Consider the following 15,605-nt stretch of genomic DNA (forward strand, 5'->3'; position numbering starts at 1 on the left):
GTGGTCTCACATGAACTGGACTCCAGATCCGGCTGATAAAAAGCCAATGCACAAACAAATTCAAGAGTATATGAAAGAGAAAATCATAAATGGAGAGTGGCCTATTGGAACTAAAATTCCTTCGCAACGCCATTTAGCTGCTAGCTTTTCTGTAAATAGAAGCACGGTGGTGACAGCAACCGAAAACTTAATTGCTGAAGGACTGCTCAGCGGAAACAAAGGCGGTGGCACCAAGGTCATTAACAATACGTGGAGCTTACTAGCATCAGGTTCTCACATGAACTGGAATTCATATGTAGAAGCAGGAATATACCAACCAAATTCCCCGACTATCCGCCATATTAACGAAGCTGAATTTCAACCGGGCATTATTCGTTTAGGAACTGGAGAGTTAGCACCTGACCTGCTTCCTTCCTACCAGCTTTCGGAACTATTTAGCGGAATTAATCATAGAAGCGTACACTTGGGCTACGAGCACCCGAGAGGAAATGATGAACTCCGACAAGAGTTAGTGAAGCATGTAAAAAAACGAGGCATTGAAACTTCTCCTTCATCTATTTTAATTGTATCCGGTTCACTTCAAGCCCTTCAGTTAATTTCAATCGGCCTGCTGCCTCCAGGTGCCAATATATTAGCTGAAAAGCCTTCTTATCTTTATTCTCTACCGTTATTTCAGTCCGCACAAATGAAAATAACGGGCGTTTCGTTAGACGAAGAAGGAATGCATTTAGCTTCATTAAAAGAACAGCATGTAAAAGAAAAAGGCACAGCTTTATATACAATACCGAACTTTCATAACCCTACCAATGTAACGATGAGTGAACAAAGGCGCCAAGCACTGCTTCGCCAGTGTGAAAGAATGCATTTGCCCATTATTGAAGATGATGCTTACGGAGAGCTTTGGTTCCATTCACCGCCTCCACTTTCATTAAAAGCTCAAGATAAAAATGGAATGGTTCTTTATTTAGGAACGTTCTCTAAAACATTCAGTCCAGGATTTCGAATTGGATGGATTGTAGGGCCTGAACATGTAATTGAGCGATTAGCTGATCTTAAAATGCAAGTTGACTACGGAGCCAGTTCCTTATCTCAATGGGCCGCTGCGGAAGCTCTCAAAACCGGAATCTATGACAAGCATGTGGCCAGCGTACGCTATAAATTAAAAGAAAAATCTCAGCAAACACTGGCTATTCTAGAGAAGTATTTGAAGAATCTCGCTGTGTGGAATGCTCCGAGCGGTGGTTTTTATTTTTGGCTTACGCTGCATAAGCCTGTTTCGATGCGGAAGTTATTTAAGCACTGTCTTGACGAAGGAGTTCTTTTAAATCCAGGCGCATTGTATGACCATGAGACTTCACAGCATATCAGAATATCCTTTTCTTATGCGACGCTTGCAGAATTTGAATACGGCATCAAAATAGTCGCAAAAAGCCTTAAGAATCTTTACAAGTGATTCTTAAGGCTTTCTTGAGTTAACGGCAGCTTTATAAAAAAAGTGAGCTTATTATGCTGACGTTCCGCTCGTATCTCTCCTTGATGCAGCTGAATAATTTGTTTTGCAATAGCCAGTCCTAAACCTGAACCATTCGCGTCCGTTCTTGATTCATCACCTCGATAAAATCGATCAAACAACTTTTCTACCTCAATTTTTTCACTGATGCTAATGCTGTTCCTAAAAGAAATAACTATGTAACCCTCGTCAATCTCCTGATTCACCTCTAATACGGAAGGCTTTTTGCTGTATTTCTTGACATTTTCGAGCAAGTTTTGAAATACTCTTACCATTTTTTCTACATCAACAAATGCATTCCATTCACAGGCAAAGTGAGTCTGAACGTCAATGCCTTCTCTTGTTAAAATTGGCTCGTACTCTCCTATTACCTGCTGAAGCAAACGTTTCATATCGACCTCATTTCGTTGAAGCTGAAGATCAGGACTCGTTAATTTTGTATAGTCGAACAATTCTTCTATTAAATCCGTTAAGTATTTTGCTTTTGAATCAACAATATATAAGTAGCTATCTAATGTTTCATCATCCATACTTTCTCTTTTTTTGATTAAATCTAGGTACCCAACGATGGATGTTAACGGCGTACGCAAATCGTGAGATACACTGGATATTAGCTGATTTTTTGCTTGCTCCAGCTCTCGTTCACGATCAAATTTTGTACGAAGTTGCGCAGACATTTTGTTAATGTTTTGACTTAATTCAGCCAGTTCATCTTTTCCTCGTACCTGGATGGTTGCGCCTAAATCTCCATTTGAGATTTTTTGAACTTGTTTAGAGATTTCTTTCAAATAACGAATATGGGAACGAATAAGTGCTAAGAAAACAAAAACAAAGACCACAACGGCGATAAAGAAAAGTCCAAACGCTAATACATTATATGCAGGGACATTCATTTTCTCTTCTTGTATATACCTGCTCAAAACAAGCCTAGCAATTAAAATAAAAATTAAATTGGTAGCCAAAAAACTTATAATGATAGCAAAAAGAAGCTTTACACTTATTCTTCTCATATTCTGTATCCTACGCCCCATATGGTTTTAATATAAATTGGCTTTTTCGGATTATCCTCAATTTTTTCGCGAATCTTTGTAATATGAACCATTACGGTATTATCCGATTTAAACGCATCTTCTTGCCATACGGCTTCATATATTTTCCCCATACTCATCACCGTTCCTTTGTGTCGTACCAGCAGCTCTAAAATATCAAACTCTTTTGGTGTTAAACGAATCTCGTGGCCGCGCACAAAGACAAGCCGGGTGCTGCGGTTAATTTCCAAATCGCCAATTTGAATAATATCGCGCTCAGCACGTTCATTGTATTTTTTATAGCGTCTAATTTGTGATTTTACTCGTGCGATGAGCTCGAGAGGATTAAATGGTTTTGTTAAGTAATCATCTGCGCCTGCTGTTAACCCAGAAATCTTGTCCATATCTTCTGACTTAGCCGACAGCATAATAATGGGCATGTTTTTTTCTTCACGTATTTTAAAAGCAGCATCGATTCCATTCATCTGCGGCATCATAATATCTAATATAATTAAATCTACTTCTTGTTCCTCTAAAAGCGCTAATCCAGATACAGCATTAGAAACTTTCAGCGCTTCAAATCCTTCATTTTCTAAGTAAATAGCAATTAAATTACGAATTTGCTCATCGTCATCTATAATTAAAATTCTGTCTTTCATTTACAAACTCCTTATATCTGATTTTTTTCGCATGTAAAAATATATGCAGGAGGAACATTTCTCCACTCTTTTTCCACTTTAATCTGAGGGAAAAACGAGCGGATCAGCTGTTTTTTTAAATTCGTATACTGAAACGTAATAAATTTCCCTTCCTTCGCTAATACGCTGCGCGTGTTTTGCAAAATACAGTCCGACACTTCAGACGTTAAAGAAGCAAAAGGAAGACCTGATAGTACGTAATCCACTTTTGGAATATCATACTGTATCAAGTACTTTTGAACATGTTCAGCGGATCCGTGTATCACATACACATTTTTTTCATCTCTTACTTGTTCCTTTACTTTTTCGTAAAAATGCCGATTGTATTCGATAAGAAGCAAAGTTGTACAAGCACTTCGTCTTCTTATTAATTCACGGGTAAAAACTCCGGTTCCTGGCCCGTACTCTACTATACAGTCTGCATGTTCAAAATCAATCCCTTTTACCATTTTTTCCGCTAAGTGCGTAGAACTTGGCAAAAGTGCTCCTACCGTTCGCGGCTGGTGAAAATATTGATACATAAAAGCTAAATTCATTTGCTATTCCTTCTTTCTACTCTTTCTTTCTAGAATAGAAAAAAAATCTAAAGAAACGTTAAGTAAATTTCTTAAGAATTCTTAAGAAAACAAAAAGGAGGATGGGACATAACGGAATTAACCCAATCTAAAGACGAACAAATTGGATTAATAAACTCATATGGATTGCTCTTGACACCGCTGTTGATTTCCGTGCAAGACTTCGCTTTCCGCGGGCGGCCGGTAAGCCTTCTCGTCGCTTCCGCTTCTGCGGGGTCTCACCTGTTCCGCTTTTCCCGCAGGAGTCTTCGCCTTGCCCTCCAATCAACAGCTAGAAGCGGTGAAACCAACGTTCATAATAACAGTAAAAAACCCGAATGATCAGTCAATAATATCGATTGATCATTCGAATTTCCCTTTAACTAAAATATTTTTATCCAGCCTCGTTTAAAAGATAATTTATCGTAAATAACATCCGCTATTTAAGTCGAAGGTGGCTCCTGTATAATGTTTTGCTTGAGGGCTCAGTAAAAAAAGAACCGTATCTGACACATCTTGAGGCGTAACAAAGCTTGGAATCAGCTGATGAGCGATGTATTCATTTTTGCGCCACTCTGGAATATTTTTCATCATATCGGTATTTACCATTGTAGGTGCTACGGCATTCACCCGGATATAAGGAGAAAAATTCATCGCACAGCTCTTGGTTAATCCTAGTATTGCTGCTTTAGACATTCCATATATAGCATCGGAGCTTCCTTCCATTCCTGACACGGACGATAATTAATAATCGCTCCTTCCGTTTCTTTTTTCATTAATAATTCGCCAAAGTACTTGGAAAAATAAACATATCCTTTAATATTAATGTCCATCACAAAATCTATTTCGTTTTCTTCATAGTCCAATAAATTTTTTCCTAAATATACGCCCGCATTATTGACTAACCCATACAAGTTTTTATCTTTTATTTGGTAAAAAAGATCTTTTACATCCTTTCCTTTTTTTAACGTCTACTACGTGTGTTTCAATATGGCCCTTTGTATCTTCAGCCAGCTGTTTCAAAGCTCCATCGTTAATGTCACAAGCAATAACTGAATAGCCCTCCGACACACACTCTTTTACAATTTCTTTTCCAATTCCAGAACCTGCACCCGTAACGATCATCCATTTTTCTTTCATTTCGACACCTCTTATTTACTTCTGTTAGAAACACTTGTTATGTAAATATTCAAACATTTATTATACCATTATTTTCTATATAGACATCCCTTTCTTGCATTCTTTTTTAGCTTGCCTGACAAAGCGCGTATAGTTTTTTATGGGAGTGATAACGATAAGACAGTACATTATTTCAAACAAGAAAGAGATGATAAGACGTGGCAAAAGTACTTTATATTACAGCTCATCCTCACGATGAGTCTCAATCATTCAGTATGGCAACTGGAAAAGCATTTATCGATGCTTACAAAGAGCACAATTCAAGTGACGAAGTTGTACATATTGACCTTTATAAAGAAAATATCCCTCATATTGATGCGGATGTATTTAGCGGATGGGGCAAACTTCAGTCTGGCTCGGAACTTTCTTCTCATGAACAGGAAAAGGTCAATCGCCTTGCAGAATTGAGCGAACAGTTTGTAGCAGCAGACAAATATGTTTTTGTAACGCCTATGTGGAACTTTTCGTTTCCACCCGTTATGAAAGCCTATTTAGACTCTGTAGCCGTAGCGGGTAAGTCATTTAAATACACGGCAGAGGGTCCTGTGGGGCTATTAACGGATAAAAAAGCGCTTCATATTCAAGCACGCGGAGGCATTTATTCTGAAGGCCCTGCAGCTGATATGGAAATGGGACATCGTTATATTGGGATTATGATGAATTTCTTCGGAGTCCCTTCGTTAGACGGCATTTTTGTGGAAGGGCATAACGCAATGCCAGATAAAGCCCAAGAAATTAAAGAAAAAGGAATAGCAGAAGCAAAAAAACTTGCCCAAACTTTTTAATATAAAGAGGCTGTAACAAAAATATTTTAATTGAAGGAAGATCCGAACGAGGACTCTTAATGGAGCATCAACTTTGTTCGGATTTTTCTGTTGGTAAGGTGCACGTAGCTTTCATGCATGGTGGCTGCTTCCAGCAGTTAATTGGAGGGCAAGGCGAAAACTCCTGCGGTAAAAGCGGAATAGATAAGACCCCACAGGTGCGTAAGCGACGAGGAGGCTCATCGCCCGCCCGTGGAAAGCGAAGTCTTGCACGGAAATTAACTTCGATGTAACAAGCCATTCATACTAGACCATTTTCCCCCATTTGTTCATCTTTAGATGGAAATGATTTTGTTATGTCTAAGTCTCTTTTCTACGCGAAAAAACTGTCTCTTTCCCTTTCGATCCACCTGTCCATTTCTCTATCACTTTTTTCTACAAGTCTGTTAACGAGAATATCATGCCAAATATAATTTTCAAGTAAATTAATGTTGACTGCGTTATTTGTATAGTACGCCATTTCTTTATGACCATAAATCATTTCACTGCTGTCAACAGATATAATAAACCAGTTTTGATTCCCAATGTTTTCGGTATAGCTCGTATGACGGTGACTGTCAAATTCCTCCATCTCTTCATCTTGTTCAAACACAATTCCTTTTAGTGTGACTCTCTCCCTTAGCTGTAATAAAAGAGGCTTCAACTCATTATAAATATCGGGCCAAAGCGAGATGACAATTTTATTTTTTGCTTTTAACAATAGCGACTCACAAAAAGCAAGAATGGCTGTTTCTCCTTTCATCGTCATAACCCTGCTTTCTTCTATAGACTCTGCAGTTTCAAGACGTTTAAGCGTTGCGCTAACGTCTTCATACGTTTCGTTCCATTTTTTCTGCAGCGAATGTAAAAAAGCATCGACGGGCAATGACGTGTACTGAGTGCCATCATTGCTCTCTTCTTTTAACACCATGCCTTTTTCCTCTAGTGCTTGTAAAATATCGTATACACGTGCTCTTGGCACACCTGAATGTTTACTAATGCTATAAGCAGTGGAAGATCCTTTTTTGACAAGCGTCACGTATACTTTTGATTCATACTGATTAAATCCAAGCGACTGTAGCTGCTGAATAATATTTTCCATAAAGGAAACCTCCCTGTTTTTTAAGTTATTTGAAATTTTCATCATTTACATATTTACAACTGCTTTTTATATAGTTACTATTTAAGTAGTCACTATATATTATGACATGAGGAAGGTGCTTTATGGAAGAATTAAGTTTACAGATTGTTCTTTTGCTTTTACTATTTGGTTTTTTAGCTGCATTCATCGACTCTGTAGTTGGCGGAGGCGGTTTAATTTCAACGCCTGCCCTTTTATTTTTAGGCCTGCCTCCCGCTGCTGCCTTAGCTACAAACAAATTAGCCGGAACGATGGGCGTATTAACGAGTACCATTCGATTTGTCAAATCCGGAAAAGTCGATTTTCGCGTCGTAGGTAAATGGTTTCCTTTTGTATTTATTGGCTCTTTAGGAGGTTCAATCACCGTTCATTTTCTATCGTCTGCTTTTTTGAAACCAGTTATTTTGATTCTCCTTGTTTTAGTTGCTATTTATACAATCTTCAAAAAAAACTGGGGCACCACGTCCACGTATAAGCCGCTGTCTATTAAGAAACTTATTTTCTTTACTGCACTTATTTTTATTATTGGCTTTTATGATGGATTTTTAGGAGCAGGCACAGGTTCATTTATTTTATTTGCTTTTTTATTTATGGGATTTGATTTCCTGCAGTCAGCAGGCAGCGCAAAATTTTTAAATTTCGGCAGTAATTTAGGTGCTTTGCTTGTATTTTTATATTTTGATTCTGTTGTATTTTCTTACGGATTAATTATGGGGTTTGCGATGATTGTGGGTTCTTTCGTTGGATCAAATGTCGCTCTATCAAAAGGCGTGACGTACGTCCGAACGCTTTTTATTCTTGTCACTTTAAGCCTTATTAGCAAAAACATATTTGATTATGTAAATCAGTACAAATAGATCAATAGTTTCTTTAGAACTATAACAATGAACCTATATATCTATTAGATGAATAAAACCACCTCTTACTATTTTCTTATTTTTGGGTAAATGTGTAAAAAAACACTAAAATTGTTGTATACTGGTCCATGTTGTTTTACATAATTTAGAAATATTATACAGAGGTGAACATTTTGTTTAAGAAATTCAGGTTTTTATGGTTTATTTTGCTGATCTTTGCACTTATTTTTGTCAAAAATACGTTCTTTTCTTCTTCAGAGAACGCTGCTGAGACTCTAGCAACGTCAGATGTTCCACAAGCCGCGGCTACTTTCAAAGAGGGAAACAATCAGCAGGACGGAGTCATTATTCAAAAATACCGCAAACAGCTAGATGCAGCGCAGAAAAAAAGCGACGAAAAAGCGACGAAAGAAATACAAGAAAAAATTTATGAAGACGGAAGACAGGCGGCACTAAACTTTTTACCTCGCAATAAATTTCAAAGAACTTTTTCCCAGCCTTCTAAAAAATCGGCCGATGACATTTACAATTTTCTAATTGCCCAAGTGGGGTTTGGAGGATATGATTCTCTTTATCAAGAAGCAATAGCCGCAAAAAAAGAAGCAGCTTCTTCTACTGATGAATTAAATATGAGTGGCATTCAAGCTAAAACCGCTGCACTTACATACGGCACACTAGTACAAAGAGAGCAGCTGCTTGTTACAAGTCTTGCCTATGACTTAAGCAGCGTAGGCGTCATTTCTTCCGATACAGCTAAAGATATTGATAAAAAAGCTACTCATATGCTGGAAATTAGAAAAGAAGGAATAAATACTGCTATGCAAGAATAGTTTTGCAAAGTGAAAAGCAGCAGGTAAAAACTGCTGTTTTTTTATTCTAACGTTCAGGTATTTCACTATTTTAATAGCCGATCATTTAATAGCACTGGTTAAAGCTTTCATACAATGATATAAAAATGGAGGTAATTTCTATGAAAGAAGCGATTGTTTATCAATACGATGCGTTCAGTACGCGCCCTAATAAAGGAAATCCTGCGGGAATTGTGTTTAACGGAGATGATTTTTCAGCTGAAGAAATGCAGAAAATTGCTTATCAAGCGCAGTTTAACGAAACGGCTTTTATCATGAAGTCTTCCCGGGCTGATTTACGAATTCGATATTTTACACCCGGACAAGAAGCAGATTTGTGCGGTCATGCGACCGTCGCTTCTCTTTATGCTTTACATAGTAAAAACAAACTTCCAAAAACTACATTTACAGTGGAAACAAATGCTGGAATTTTGCCGATGACTGTACAGAATAGAAACGGACGACCTGTTATCACCATGAGTCAAGCTTCTCCGCAGTTTCATCCGTTTTCAGGTTCAAAAGAAAAACTGGCAAAAGCTCTTAATCTTCATATTGACGACCTTGATCAAAGACTTCCTATTGTATATGGAAGCACAGGGAACTGGACGCTTATTGTACCTTTAAAAAATTTAGATGCCTGTAAAAAGATGAAGCCTAATCAAGAAGATTTTCCTCATATTTTAACAGATATGCCAAAAGCATCTATTCATCCCTTTTGTTTTGAAACGATTCACTCAGAAGCTCATATGCACGGAAGACATTTCTCTTCACCATTTTCAGGTACGGTAGAAGACGCCGTAACTGGAACAGCATCAGGCGTAATGGGCGCCTATTATGCGAGATATGTGGACCAGCAAGATAACGAGCGCTGGCAATTTGTGATTGAGCAAGGACAGGAAATAGATAAAGATGGCTTCGTTCATGTAGAAATTACAAAAAAAGCGAATACGTATGGTGTGGTAATCGCAGGAGAAGCTGCCTATGTAACCAAGCAAATCGTTTCTCTTTCCTAATAAAAACGTGTCCGCCTATTTGGCGAACACGTTTTTTTGTTTAGTAAATAATAGCCTGTACGCTCATTATTGTAACGGTTAAAATAAGAATCACGTTCCCTATAATTAACCACGGCTTTGCGCTTCCCCTTCTACCTTTAATAGCCGTGATTAGTCCAGCAATGGGCAATAAAGCCATAACGATGACCCAAATTTTACGAAGAATGCTGGAATCCAAATAAAAACCAAACTGCATCATCGCAAATAACACGACTGTGATAAGGAAGAAAAGTGTAGGCACAGCTAAATGAATGCCTCTTGGTCTCATTGAGTAGTACACAACATCACTTTCTTTCTATGTAAAATCTTACGTAAAATAACGTTATCATTTACAAAGAGTTTTGACAACTTTTTGAAGGATTTTGTCAACAAATTTTAATAATCCAAAAGAAATTACTTCTCACTCAGCTGTTCGAATACTGCTGGAAGTGCAGAAATAACGTCGCTTGCTAACATATCTATCATTGTATGCCCCTGATCGAGCAGCACATCCGCTGCTTTTCCGTGAACATATACCGCATTGCTGATTGCTTCTTGAAGAGAATCATGCTGCATAATAAAAGCGAGGATGATCCCTGTTAACGTGTCACCCGTTCCGCCTTTTGCAAGTCCCGCGTTTCCAGTGGTATTTACGTATTGTTTTCCGTCCGGTGTTGTAACAATCGTGTTTGGACCTTTTAATACAAGATACACACCATTTTCCACTGCGTATTGTCTAGCTATTGAAAATCGATTTGCTTCTACTTCGGCGATTGTTGTGTCCACGAGCCTTGCCATTTCTCCCGGATGAGGCGTTAAAATCGTGGCGTGTTCTCTTTCTTTTACTTCTTTGTCTAAATGGGGAAGATGAAAAAGAGCATCGGCGTCCACCACAACAGAAACCGGCTGGTGAAGCACTTGTTCGACGACTTTCTTCGTTTCTTTCGTTCTGCCAAGCCCTGGTCCGACTGCAATTGCATCATACTTACCTTCTTCTAAAGGAATCTCGCCTGCAAAAAATCCATCTTTGCTTGGACATGGTTTATACATCACTTCCAGCATGTGAGCAGCTGCAATCGCATGAATATCGCTCGGAAGCGCAAGCGTTAAAAGTCCCGCTCCGCTTGTGAGCGCTGCTTTTGACGTTAGCATCGGCGCTCCGGGTGTTTGAAGCGAACCTCCTATTACGATTCCTTTTCCATGTGTACCTTTATTGGACGAAGCGTTTCGAATGGGAAAAGATTGTTTAATATGCTGAGTTGACCATACTTCCTTAAGAGATGAACTTTTTTCAATTGCTAGCGGCGGAATACCGATATCTACTACAATCAATTCACCGTAACTTTCTTTGCTCGGGTATGTAAATGCCGTGACTTTCGGCTGCTGAAGCGTAATCGTAGCATCTGCAGGTACCGTAAGCTCTTGCTTCTGTTCCATTACTCCACTTGGGACATCGATGCTGTATATGTAAGCATTAGAATCGTTTATTTTTTTTATAATGTTATCGTAAGGAGATTTGATGCTGCCTTTTACGCCTATACCTAATAAACAATCAATAAGAACCGTATACTTTTTCACAGAGAAGTTGTCTCCAGCCGATTGCCACGTGAACCCGGCATTTTCATAGATGATCATGGCTTTTTTAGCCGCGCCTTTTATTTTTTCCCGTGCAGGAACTACCCAGACGTCAACTTTATAGCCTTTTGACTTCAAAGCACGGGCAATAACAAAGCCGTCTCCTCCATTGTTTCCCGTTCCTATAAGCAGCCCTATGTTTTCATGTTTTTTGATTCGCTCACTCAGCGCGTTGGCAGCAGCCTGCCCGGCATTTTCCATAAGGGACTCTTCACTCATCCCAATTGTATTCATCACATAATCATCCACTTGATACATCTCTTGATTCGTTACAATTCTCATTATGCTGCTCCTTACTGAAACGGAAATGGTTCATCTGTATTTACCGTTCCTTTTATTTTCGTTATAGTTAATTGTTCTCCTTTCACCCAATCTTCAAACGAGAAAATGAGAGGCTTTGCTTTTCGTCCAATCCCCACAATGACTTGCAGCGTCTCCGGTACATATGCTACTGTATGAAGCGTTCCAGCAGAATTCCGGTAATCTTCTTTAAAAATACCGTATTCATCTTCATTAAATAAAGAAAAAGCTTCAAGAGGCGATAGCTTTTTTTCAATATGATCTCGAATATGATCGAGCCTTTCCTTTGACTCTACCAAATGATGACGATTTTCTTCGACCAGCTGATTAAAATGGTTCGTACACCCCATCATCGTCCCTCTTTGTACATGAACGCCTCGTCCAGATGCTTCGACTACTGCTCCCTGTCCGCTGCGGTCATAAATGGAATAATTAAACGCATGACGATGCGGTGCTCTTTCTAAAATAGCAACAGCCTCTTCTGTCGTTTCACATGTTTCTAAAATAAACCGAGCGAGCGTACAGCAAATAAATCCGTTTGTTTGACGGCGGCGATTAACAAAATGATAGCCAATTGCCAGTCCTTTTTCATTCATTCCATCCATTCGCCCAATCATTCTCGTTCCAAATCCGACGCTTGCATATCCTTCATTTGGCTGAAAAAGCAAAAATCGACCTTCGTACGTTTTAGGATGATAATCATAGTTTCGTACATACACGCCGTGTTGCATAAGAGCCGAACATCCCGTTTTTTTCCACTCTTGCTGATACCCGCTGTACTCATGAATAACGTCTTCAAGAGGCCGATCTAAGCCTTCTGCTAAGCCCACTAGCTCATCCCACAGTCCCCGAGCAAATAAGTCGTAATAATGACGAGCTTCTTTGGCTATCGTTTGATAGCTTCGTAATGAACATTTTCTTCTTTTTTGATGATTTTCAAACAGCTTTGTTCCTTTATGTAATTTCCCTTGCATTTCACCAAGCTCTCGGTAAGAGCCTCGCCCTTGAATAACTTCTACCTGTATTTCTTTCACTTCTATCACTCCAATTTTCCAGTACCTTTATTGTGCAGCAAGCGCTCTATTCTTTGCAACTTTCTCCTCTCATAGAACTCTCTTCCTTTGAATACAGTTATAAAGAAACAGGTCGAAAGATTGAAAAGCATTATCATAAGAGGTGATCATATTGCTAAAGGAAGTTCAGCTAGAGATTCAGCGAAGAATCGCCTATCTGCGCCCAACACAAAAAAATGACGGGTCATTTCGCTACTGTTTTGAAACAGGCGTTATGCCTGATGCGTTTTTAATTATGCTTCTTCGCACCTTTGATTTAGATAAAGAAGTGTTGATTAAACAATTAACCGAACGGATTGTTTCCCTTCAAAATGAAGATGGTCTTTGGACGTTGTTTGATGATGAAGAACATAACTTATCTGCCACTATTCAAGCTTATACAGCTCTTTTATATTCAGGATATTACCAAAAAAACGACCGGATTTTGCGAAAAGCAGAAAGATATATTATAGATTCAGGAGGCATTTCGCGCGCTCATTTTCTCACAAGATGGATGCTTTCTGTTAACGGTCTATACGAGTGGCCAAAGCTATTTTACCTCCCGCTTTCTCTTTTGCTCGTGCCTACCTATGTACCGCTTAACTTTTATGAATTAAGCACTTATGCCAGAATTCACTTCGTTCCGATGATGGTAGCAGGAAACAAAAAATTTTCGCTTACTTCTAGGCATACACCTTCTCTTTCTCATTTAGATGTAAGAAAACAGAAACAGGAATCGAAGGAAACTGCTCAAGAATCACGCGCTTCAATTTTTTTAGTCGACCATTTAAAACAGCTGGCTTCTTTACCTTCTTACATCCACAAACTTGGTTATCAAGCAGCCGAGCGTTACATGCTAGAAAGAATTGAAAAAGATGGCACACTCTACAGCTACGCCACCTCTACTTTTTTTATGATTTACGGTCTTTTGGCTCTTGGCTATAAAAAAGATTCATTTGTGATCCAAAAAGCAATTGACGGGGTTTGTTCACTACTTAGTACATGCAGCGGCCACGTGCACGTAGAAAACTCCACGTCAACCGTTTGGGATACCGCGCTGCTCTCTTACGCTCTACAGGAAGCAGGTGTACCGCAGCAAGATCCCATGATTAAAGGCACAACTCGCTACTTAAAGAAAAGACAGCATACAAAGCTTGGAGATTGGCAGTTTCATAACCCAAATACAGCACCTGGAGGCTGGGGGTTTTCCGATATTAATACAAATAACCCTGACTTAGACGATACGTCTGCTGCTATCAGAGCTCTTTCTAGAAGAGCGCAAACCGATACAGATTATTTGGCGTCTTGGCAAAGAGGGATTAACTGGCTGCTGTCCATGCAAAACAAAGATGGGGGTTTTGCTGCATTTGAAAAAAATACCGACTCTATTTTATTTACTTATCTGCCGCTTGAAAATGCAAAAGATGCAGCGACGGATCCGGCTACTGCCGATTTAACCGGTCGAGTGCTTGAGTGTCTCGGAAACTTTGCTGGTATGAATAAATCCCACCCTTCGATTAAAGCTGCAGTAAAATGGCTGTTTGATCATCAATTGGATAACGGGAGCTGGTACGGCCGGTGGGGAGTTTGCTATATTTACGGAACGTGGGCCGCTATTACAGGACTCCGTGCTGTAGGGGTTTCTGCTTCTGATCCGCGTATCATCAAAGCTATCAACTGGCTCAAAAGCATTCAACAAGAAGACGGTGGATTCGGAGAATCATGCTATAGCGCTTCTTTAAAAAAATATGTGCCACTATCGTTTAGCACCCCTTCTCAAACGGCTTGGGCTCTCGATGCTTTAATGACAATATGTCCGTTAAAAGATCAATCCGTTGAAAAAGGAATTAAATTTTTACTGAATCCAAATCTTACAGAGCAGCAAACTCATTACCCCACGGGAATTGGTCTTCCTGGACAATTTTATATTCAGTACCACAGCTACAATGATATTTTTCCTCTTCTTGCACTTGCCCACTACGCAAAAAAACATTCTTCGTAAAAAGGCTGGGACAAAAGGAGTTTAGCTGAAGGAAGATCCGAACGATGAATCGAGATTCTTGCTTGAGAATCCAACTCGTTCGGATTTTTTTATTTGTAGGATGAACGTAGACTTGCTCCATATATGTAGAGCAGTTAATGGGAAGCCAATTCTTGCACGGAAATCAACCGCGGTGTAACAAGCACTCCATACTAGCACATTGATCCCATTTGCTTGTCTTGAGATTCGATGGACGTAGTTGTGTCTCAATTTCTTTTTATACGTAAAAGCAGGTTTTTTAAGAAACAAGTGGAATACCTTTTTAAATGTTAGAAAAGAAAGGATGCATCAAATGAATAATGTTTCACCGCTTTTAAAAGGAAAAAACGTGATACTAAGAAAACCAAAGGACAGCGATGTAAATGACTATCTAGCATGCAAACAAACAAAAGAACTTATTCGCATGTACGGAGGCGATACCCGAAACTTAAAACCTCTTACATTACAAGATGCCAAGCGGCACGTCGAGTACATAAAGTCTCAAAAGCTGAATTGGTGCATTGAATATCAGCAGCGTTTTGTTGGAGAGGCCCGGCTGACCGTTAACGAGTACGACCGGCGCGCACGGTATGCAATTGGTTTATTTGATTCCTCCGTTTGGAATCAAGGGCTCGGCACTGAAGTTACAAAATTGGTACTTGCGTACGCATTTGAACACCTTCACTTGCACAGAGTCGATTTACGAGTGCTCGAATACAACCATAGAGCCATTGCTTGTTATGAAAAATGCGGTTTTGTAAAAGAAGGAATAGAGCGTGAAGGCGCTTTTATTGAAGAAGTATTTCAGACAGATCTTATCATGAGTATACTCGAACAAGAGTATTATCAGCTTTAGAGGAGAGAACCAGCTGTCATCATCGTACTTCTTTAAAAGTTCGTATAGCCCAAGCCTTTTGTGAATAAAGTAACATAACGATATAACCAAAGG

16 protein-coding genes and 1 pseudogene are annotated in these 15,605 nt (G+C 39.2%); 8 read left to right on the top strand and 9 right to left on the bottom strand.

The features are described 5' to 3' along the window. Positions 1-10: 10 nt before the first annotated feature. On the top strand, positions 11-1,453 hold the full coding sequence (locus AC1D0Y_RS12800; protein WP_477707671.1) for an aminotransferase-like domain-containing protein: 1,443 nt from the start codon (positions 11-13) through the stop codon (positions 1,451-1,453). Here AC1D0Y_RS12800 and AC1D0Y_RS12805 read toward each other — a convergent pair. The 5 genes and pseudogenes from AC1D0Y_RS12805 to AC1D0Y_RS12825 all read right to left on the bottom strand — a co-directional run bounded on the left by AC1D0Y_RS12805 (position 1,444) and on the right by AC1D0Y_RS12825 (position 4,930). Next, positions 1,444-2,520, bottom strand: coding sequence for a HAMP domain-containing sensor histidine kinase (locus AC1D0Y_RS12805; protein WP_328240655.1), 1,077 nt, complete (start codon positions 2,518-2,520; stop codon positions 1,444-1,446). The two genes, AC1D0Y_RS12800 and AC1D0Y_RS12805, sit on opposite strands and share 10 nt — an antisense overlap. After that, on the bottom strand, positions 2,517-3,197 hold the full coding sequence (locus tag AC1D0Y_RS12810; protein WP_060745737.1) for a response regulator transcription factor: 681 nt from the start codon (positions 3,195-3,197) through the stop codon (positions 2,517-2,519). The genes AC1D0Y_RS12805 and AC1D0Y_RS12810 overlap by 4 nt, the downstream gene beginning before the upstream one ends. Before the next feature lie 11 nt (positions 3,198-3,208). After that, positions 3,209-3,772, bottom strand: coding sequence for a class I SAM-dependent methyltransferase (locus tag AC1D0Y_RS12815; RefSeq protein ID WP_060745738.1), 564 nt, complete (start codon positions 3,770-3,772; stop codon positions 3,209-3,211). Positions 3,773-3,899: 127 nt separating this feature from the next. Then, the gene (locus tag AC1D0Y_RS12820; protein WP_081085237.1) at positions 3,900-4,079 is read right to left on the bottom strand and encodes a hypothetical protein; all 180 of its coding nucleotides are present in this window, start codon (positions 4,077-4,079) and stop codon (positions 3,900-3,902) included. A gap of 131 nt (positions 4,080-4,210) precedes the next feature. Further along, positions 4,211-4,930: pseudogene (locus AC1D0Y_RS12825) on the bottom strand (SDR family NAD(P)-dependent oxidoreductase). Between the two features lie 197 nt (positions 4,931-5,127). Between AC1D0Y_RS12825 and AC1D0Y_RS12830 the strand changes: the two are divergent. Together AC1D0Y_RS12830 and AC1D0Y_RS12835 are read left to right on the top strand one after the other, a co-directional pair. Further along, positions 5,128-5,754 carry an FMN-dependent NADH-azoreductase gene (locus tag AC1D0Y_RS12830; protein ID WP_050688737.1) on the top strand — a complete coding sequence of 209 codons (627 nt, stop codon included), beginning with the start codon at positions 5,128-5,130 and terminating at the stop codon, positions 5,752-5,754. A gap of 59 nt (positions 5,755-5,813) precedes the next feature. Then, on the top strand, positions 5,814-6,026 hold the full coding sequence (locus tag AC1D0Y_RS12835; RefSeq protein ID WP_477707729.1) for a hypothetical protein: 213 nt from the start codon (positions 5,814-5,816) through the stop codon (positions 6,024-6,026). 80 nt (positions 6,027-6,106) lie between these two features. On the opposite strand, the gene AC1D0Y_RS12840 is transcribed toward AC1D0Y_RS12835, so the two are convergent. Continuing rightward, a complete protein-coding gene (locus AC1D0Y_RS12840) occupies positions 6,107-6,874 on the bottom strand; it encodes a TrmB family transcriptional regulator (RefSeq protein WP_477707672.1) in 768 nt (255 codons plus the stop codon). A gap of 122 nt (positions 6,875-6,996) precedes the next feature. Between AC1D0Y_RS12840 and AC1D0Y_RS12845 the strand changes: the two genes are divergently transcribed. The 3 genes from AC1D0Y_RS12845 (at position 6,997) to AC1D0Y_RS12855 (ending at position 9,631) form a co-directional block, all read left to right on the top strand. Next, complete coding sequence (locus AC1D0Y_RS12845) at positions 6,997-7,770, top strand: sulfite exporter TauE/SafE family protein (RefSeq protein ID WP_013056888.1); 774 nt, start codon at positions 6,997-6,999, stop codon at positions 7,768-7,770. Between the two features lie 164 nt (positions 7,771-7,934). Further along, on the top strand, positions 7,935-8,600 hold the full coding sequence (locus AC1D0Y_RS12850; RefSeq protein ID WP_477707673.1) for a hypothetical protein: 666 nt from the start codon (positions 7,935-7,937) through the stop codon (positions 8,598-8,600). A 140-nt stretch (positions 8,601-8,740) separates the two neighbouring features. After that, a complete protein-coding gene (locus AC1D0Y_RS12855; RefSeq protein WP_028408668.1) occupies positions 8,741-9,631 on the top strand; it encodes a PhzF family phenazine biosynthesis isomerase in 891 nt (296 codons plus the stop codon). A 40-nt stretch (positions 9,632-9,671) separates the two neighbouring features. On the opposite strand, the gene AC1D0Y_RS12860 is transcribed toward AC1D0Y_RS12855, so the two are convergent. The 3 genes from AC1D0Y_RS12860 to AC1D0Y_RS12870 all read right to left on the bottom strand — a co-directional run bounded on the left by AC1D0Y_RS12860 (position 9,672) and on the right by AC1D0Y_RS12870 (position 12,618). Continuing rightward, positions 9,672-9,950, bottom strand: coding sequence for a hypothetical protein (locus tag AC1D0Y_RS12860; RefSeq protein WP_223268911.1), 279 nt, complete (start codon positions 9,948-9,950; stop codon positions 9,672-9,674). Between the two features lie 113 nt (positions 9,951-10,063). Then, entirely contained in the window at positions 10,064-11,566 is a 1,503-nt protein-coding gene (locus AC1D0Y_RS12865) for an NAD(P)H-hydrate dehydratase (RefSeq protein ID WP_477707674.1), read from the bottom strand. An 11-nt stretch (positions 11,567-11,577) separates the two neighbouring features. Next, positions 11,578-12,618: a C45 family autoproteolytic acyltransferase/hydolase gene (locus AC1D0Y_RS12870; protein WP_477707675.1), complete on the bottom strand. Its 1,041-nt coding sequence runs from the start codon at positions 12,616-12,618 to the stop codon at positions 11,578-11,580. A 142-nt stretch (positions 12,619-12,760) separates the two neighbouring features. On the opposite strand from AC1D0Y_RS12870, the gene AC1D0Y_RS12875 reads away from it, so the two are divergent. Beyond that, entirely contained in the window at positions 12,761-14,638 is a 1,878-nt protein-coding gene (locus AC1D0Y_RS12875; RefSeq protein ID WP_477707676.1) for a terpene cyclase/mutase family protein, read from the top strand. A 331-nt stretch (positions 14,639-14,969) separates the two neighbouring features. Beyond that, positions 14,970-15,512 carry a GNAT family N-acetyltransferase gene (locus tag AC1D0Y_RS12880; protein ID WP_477707677.1) on the top strand — a complete coding sequence of 181 codons (543 nt, stop codon included), beginning with the start codon at positions 14,970-14,972 and terminating at the stop codon, positions 15,510-15,512. The last annotated feature ends 93 nt before the right edge of the window (positions 15,513-15,605 follow it).

The sequence above is a fragment of the Priestia sp. P1_B12_1 genome, assembly GCF_056406695.1.

Excerpts from the sequence above, each read along its gene's own strand:
- AC1D0Y_RS12800 (WP_477707671.1), top strand. The coding sequence starts at position 11 with ATGAACTGGACTCCAGATCCGGCTGATAAAAAGCCAATGCACAAACAA.
- AC1D0Y_RS12805 (WP_328240655.1), bottom strand. The coding sequence starts at position 2,520 with ATGAGAAGAATAAGTGTAAAGCTTCTTTTTGCTATCATTATAAGTTTT.
- AC1D0Y_RS12810 (WP_060745737.1), bottom strand. The coding sequence starts at position 3,197 with ATGAAAGACAGAATTTTAATTATAGATGACGATGAGCAAATTCGTAAT.
- AC1D0Y_RS12815 (WP_060745738.1), bottom strand. The coding sequence starts at position 3,772 with ATGAATTTAGCTTTTATGTATCAATATTTTCACCAGCCGCGAACGGTA.
- AC1D0Y_RS12835 (WP_477707729.1), top strand. The coding sequence starts at position 5,814 with ATGGAGCATCAACTTTGTTCGGATTTTTCTGTTGGTAAGGTGCACGTA.
- AC1D0Y_RS12840 (WP_477707672.1), bottom strand. The coding sequence starts at position 6,874 with ATGGAAAATATTATTCAGCAGCTACAGTCGCTTGGATTTAATCAGTAT.
- AC1D0Y_RS12845 (WP_013056888.1), top strand. The coding sequence starts at position 6,997 with ATGGAAGAATTAAGTTTACAGATTGTTCTTTTGCTTTTACTATTTGGT.
- AC1D0Y_RS12855 (WP_028408668.1), top strand. The coding sequence starts at position 8,741 with ATGAAAGAAGCGATTGTTTATCAATACGATGCGTTCAGTACGCGCCCT.
- AC1D0Y_RS12865 (WP_477707674.1), bottom strand. The coding sequence starts at position 11,566 with ATGAGAATTGTAACGAATCAAGAGATGTATCAAGTGGATGATTATGTG.
- AC1D0Y_RS12880 (WP_477707677.1), top strand. The coding sequence starts at position 14,970 with ATGAATAATGTTTCACCGCTTTTAAAAGGAAAAAACGTGATACTAAGA.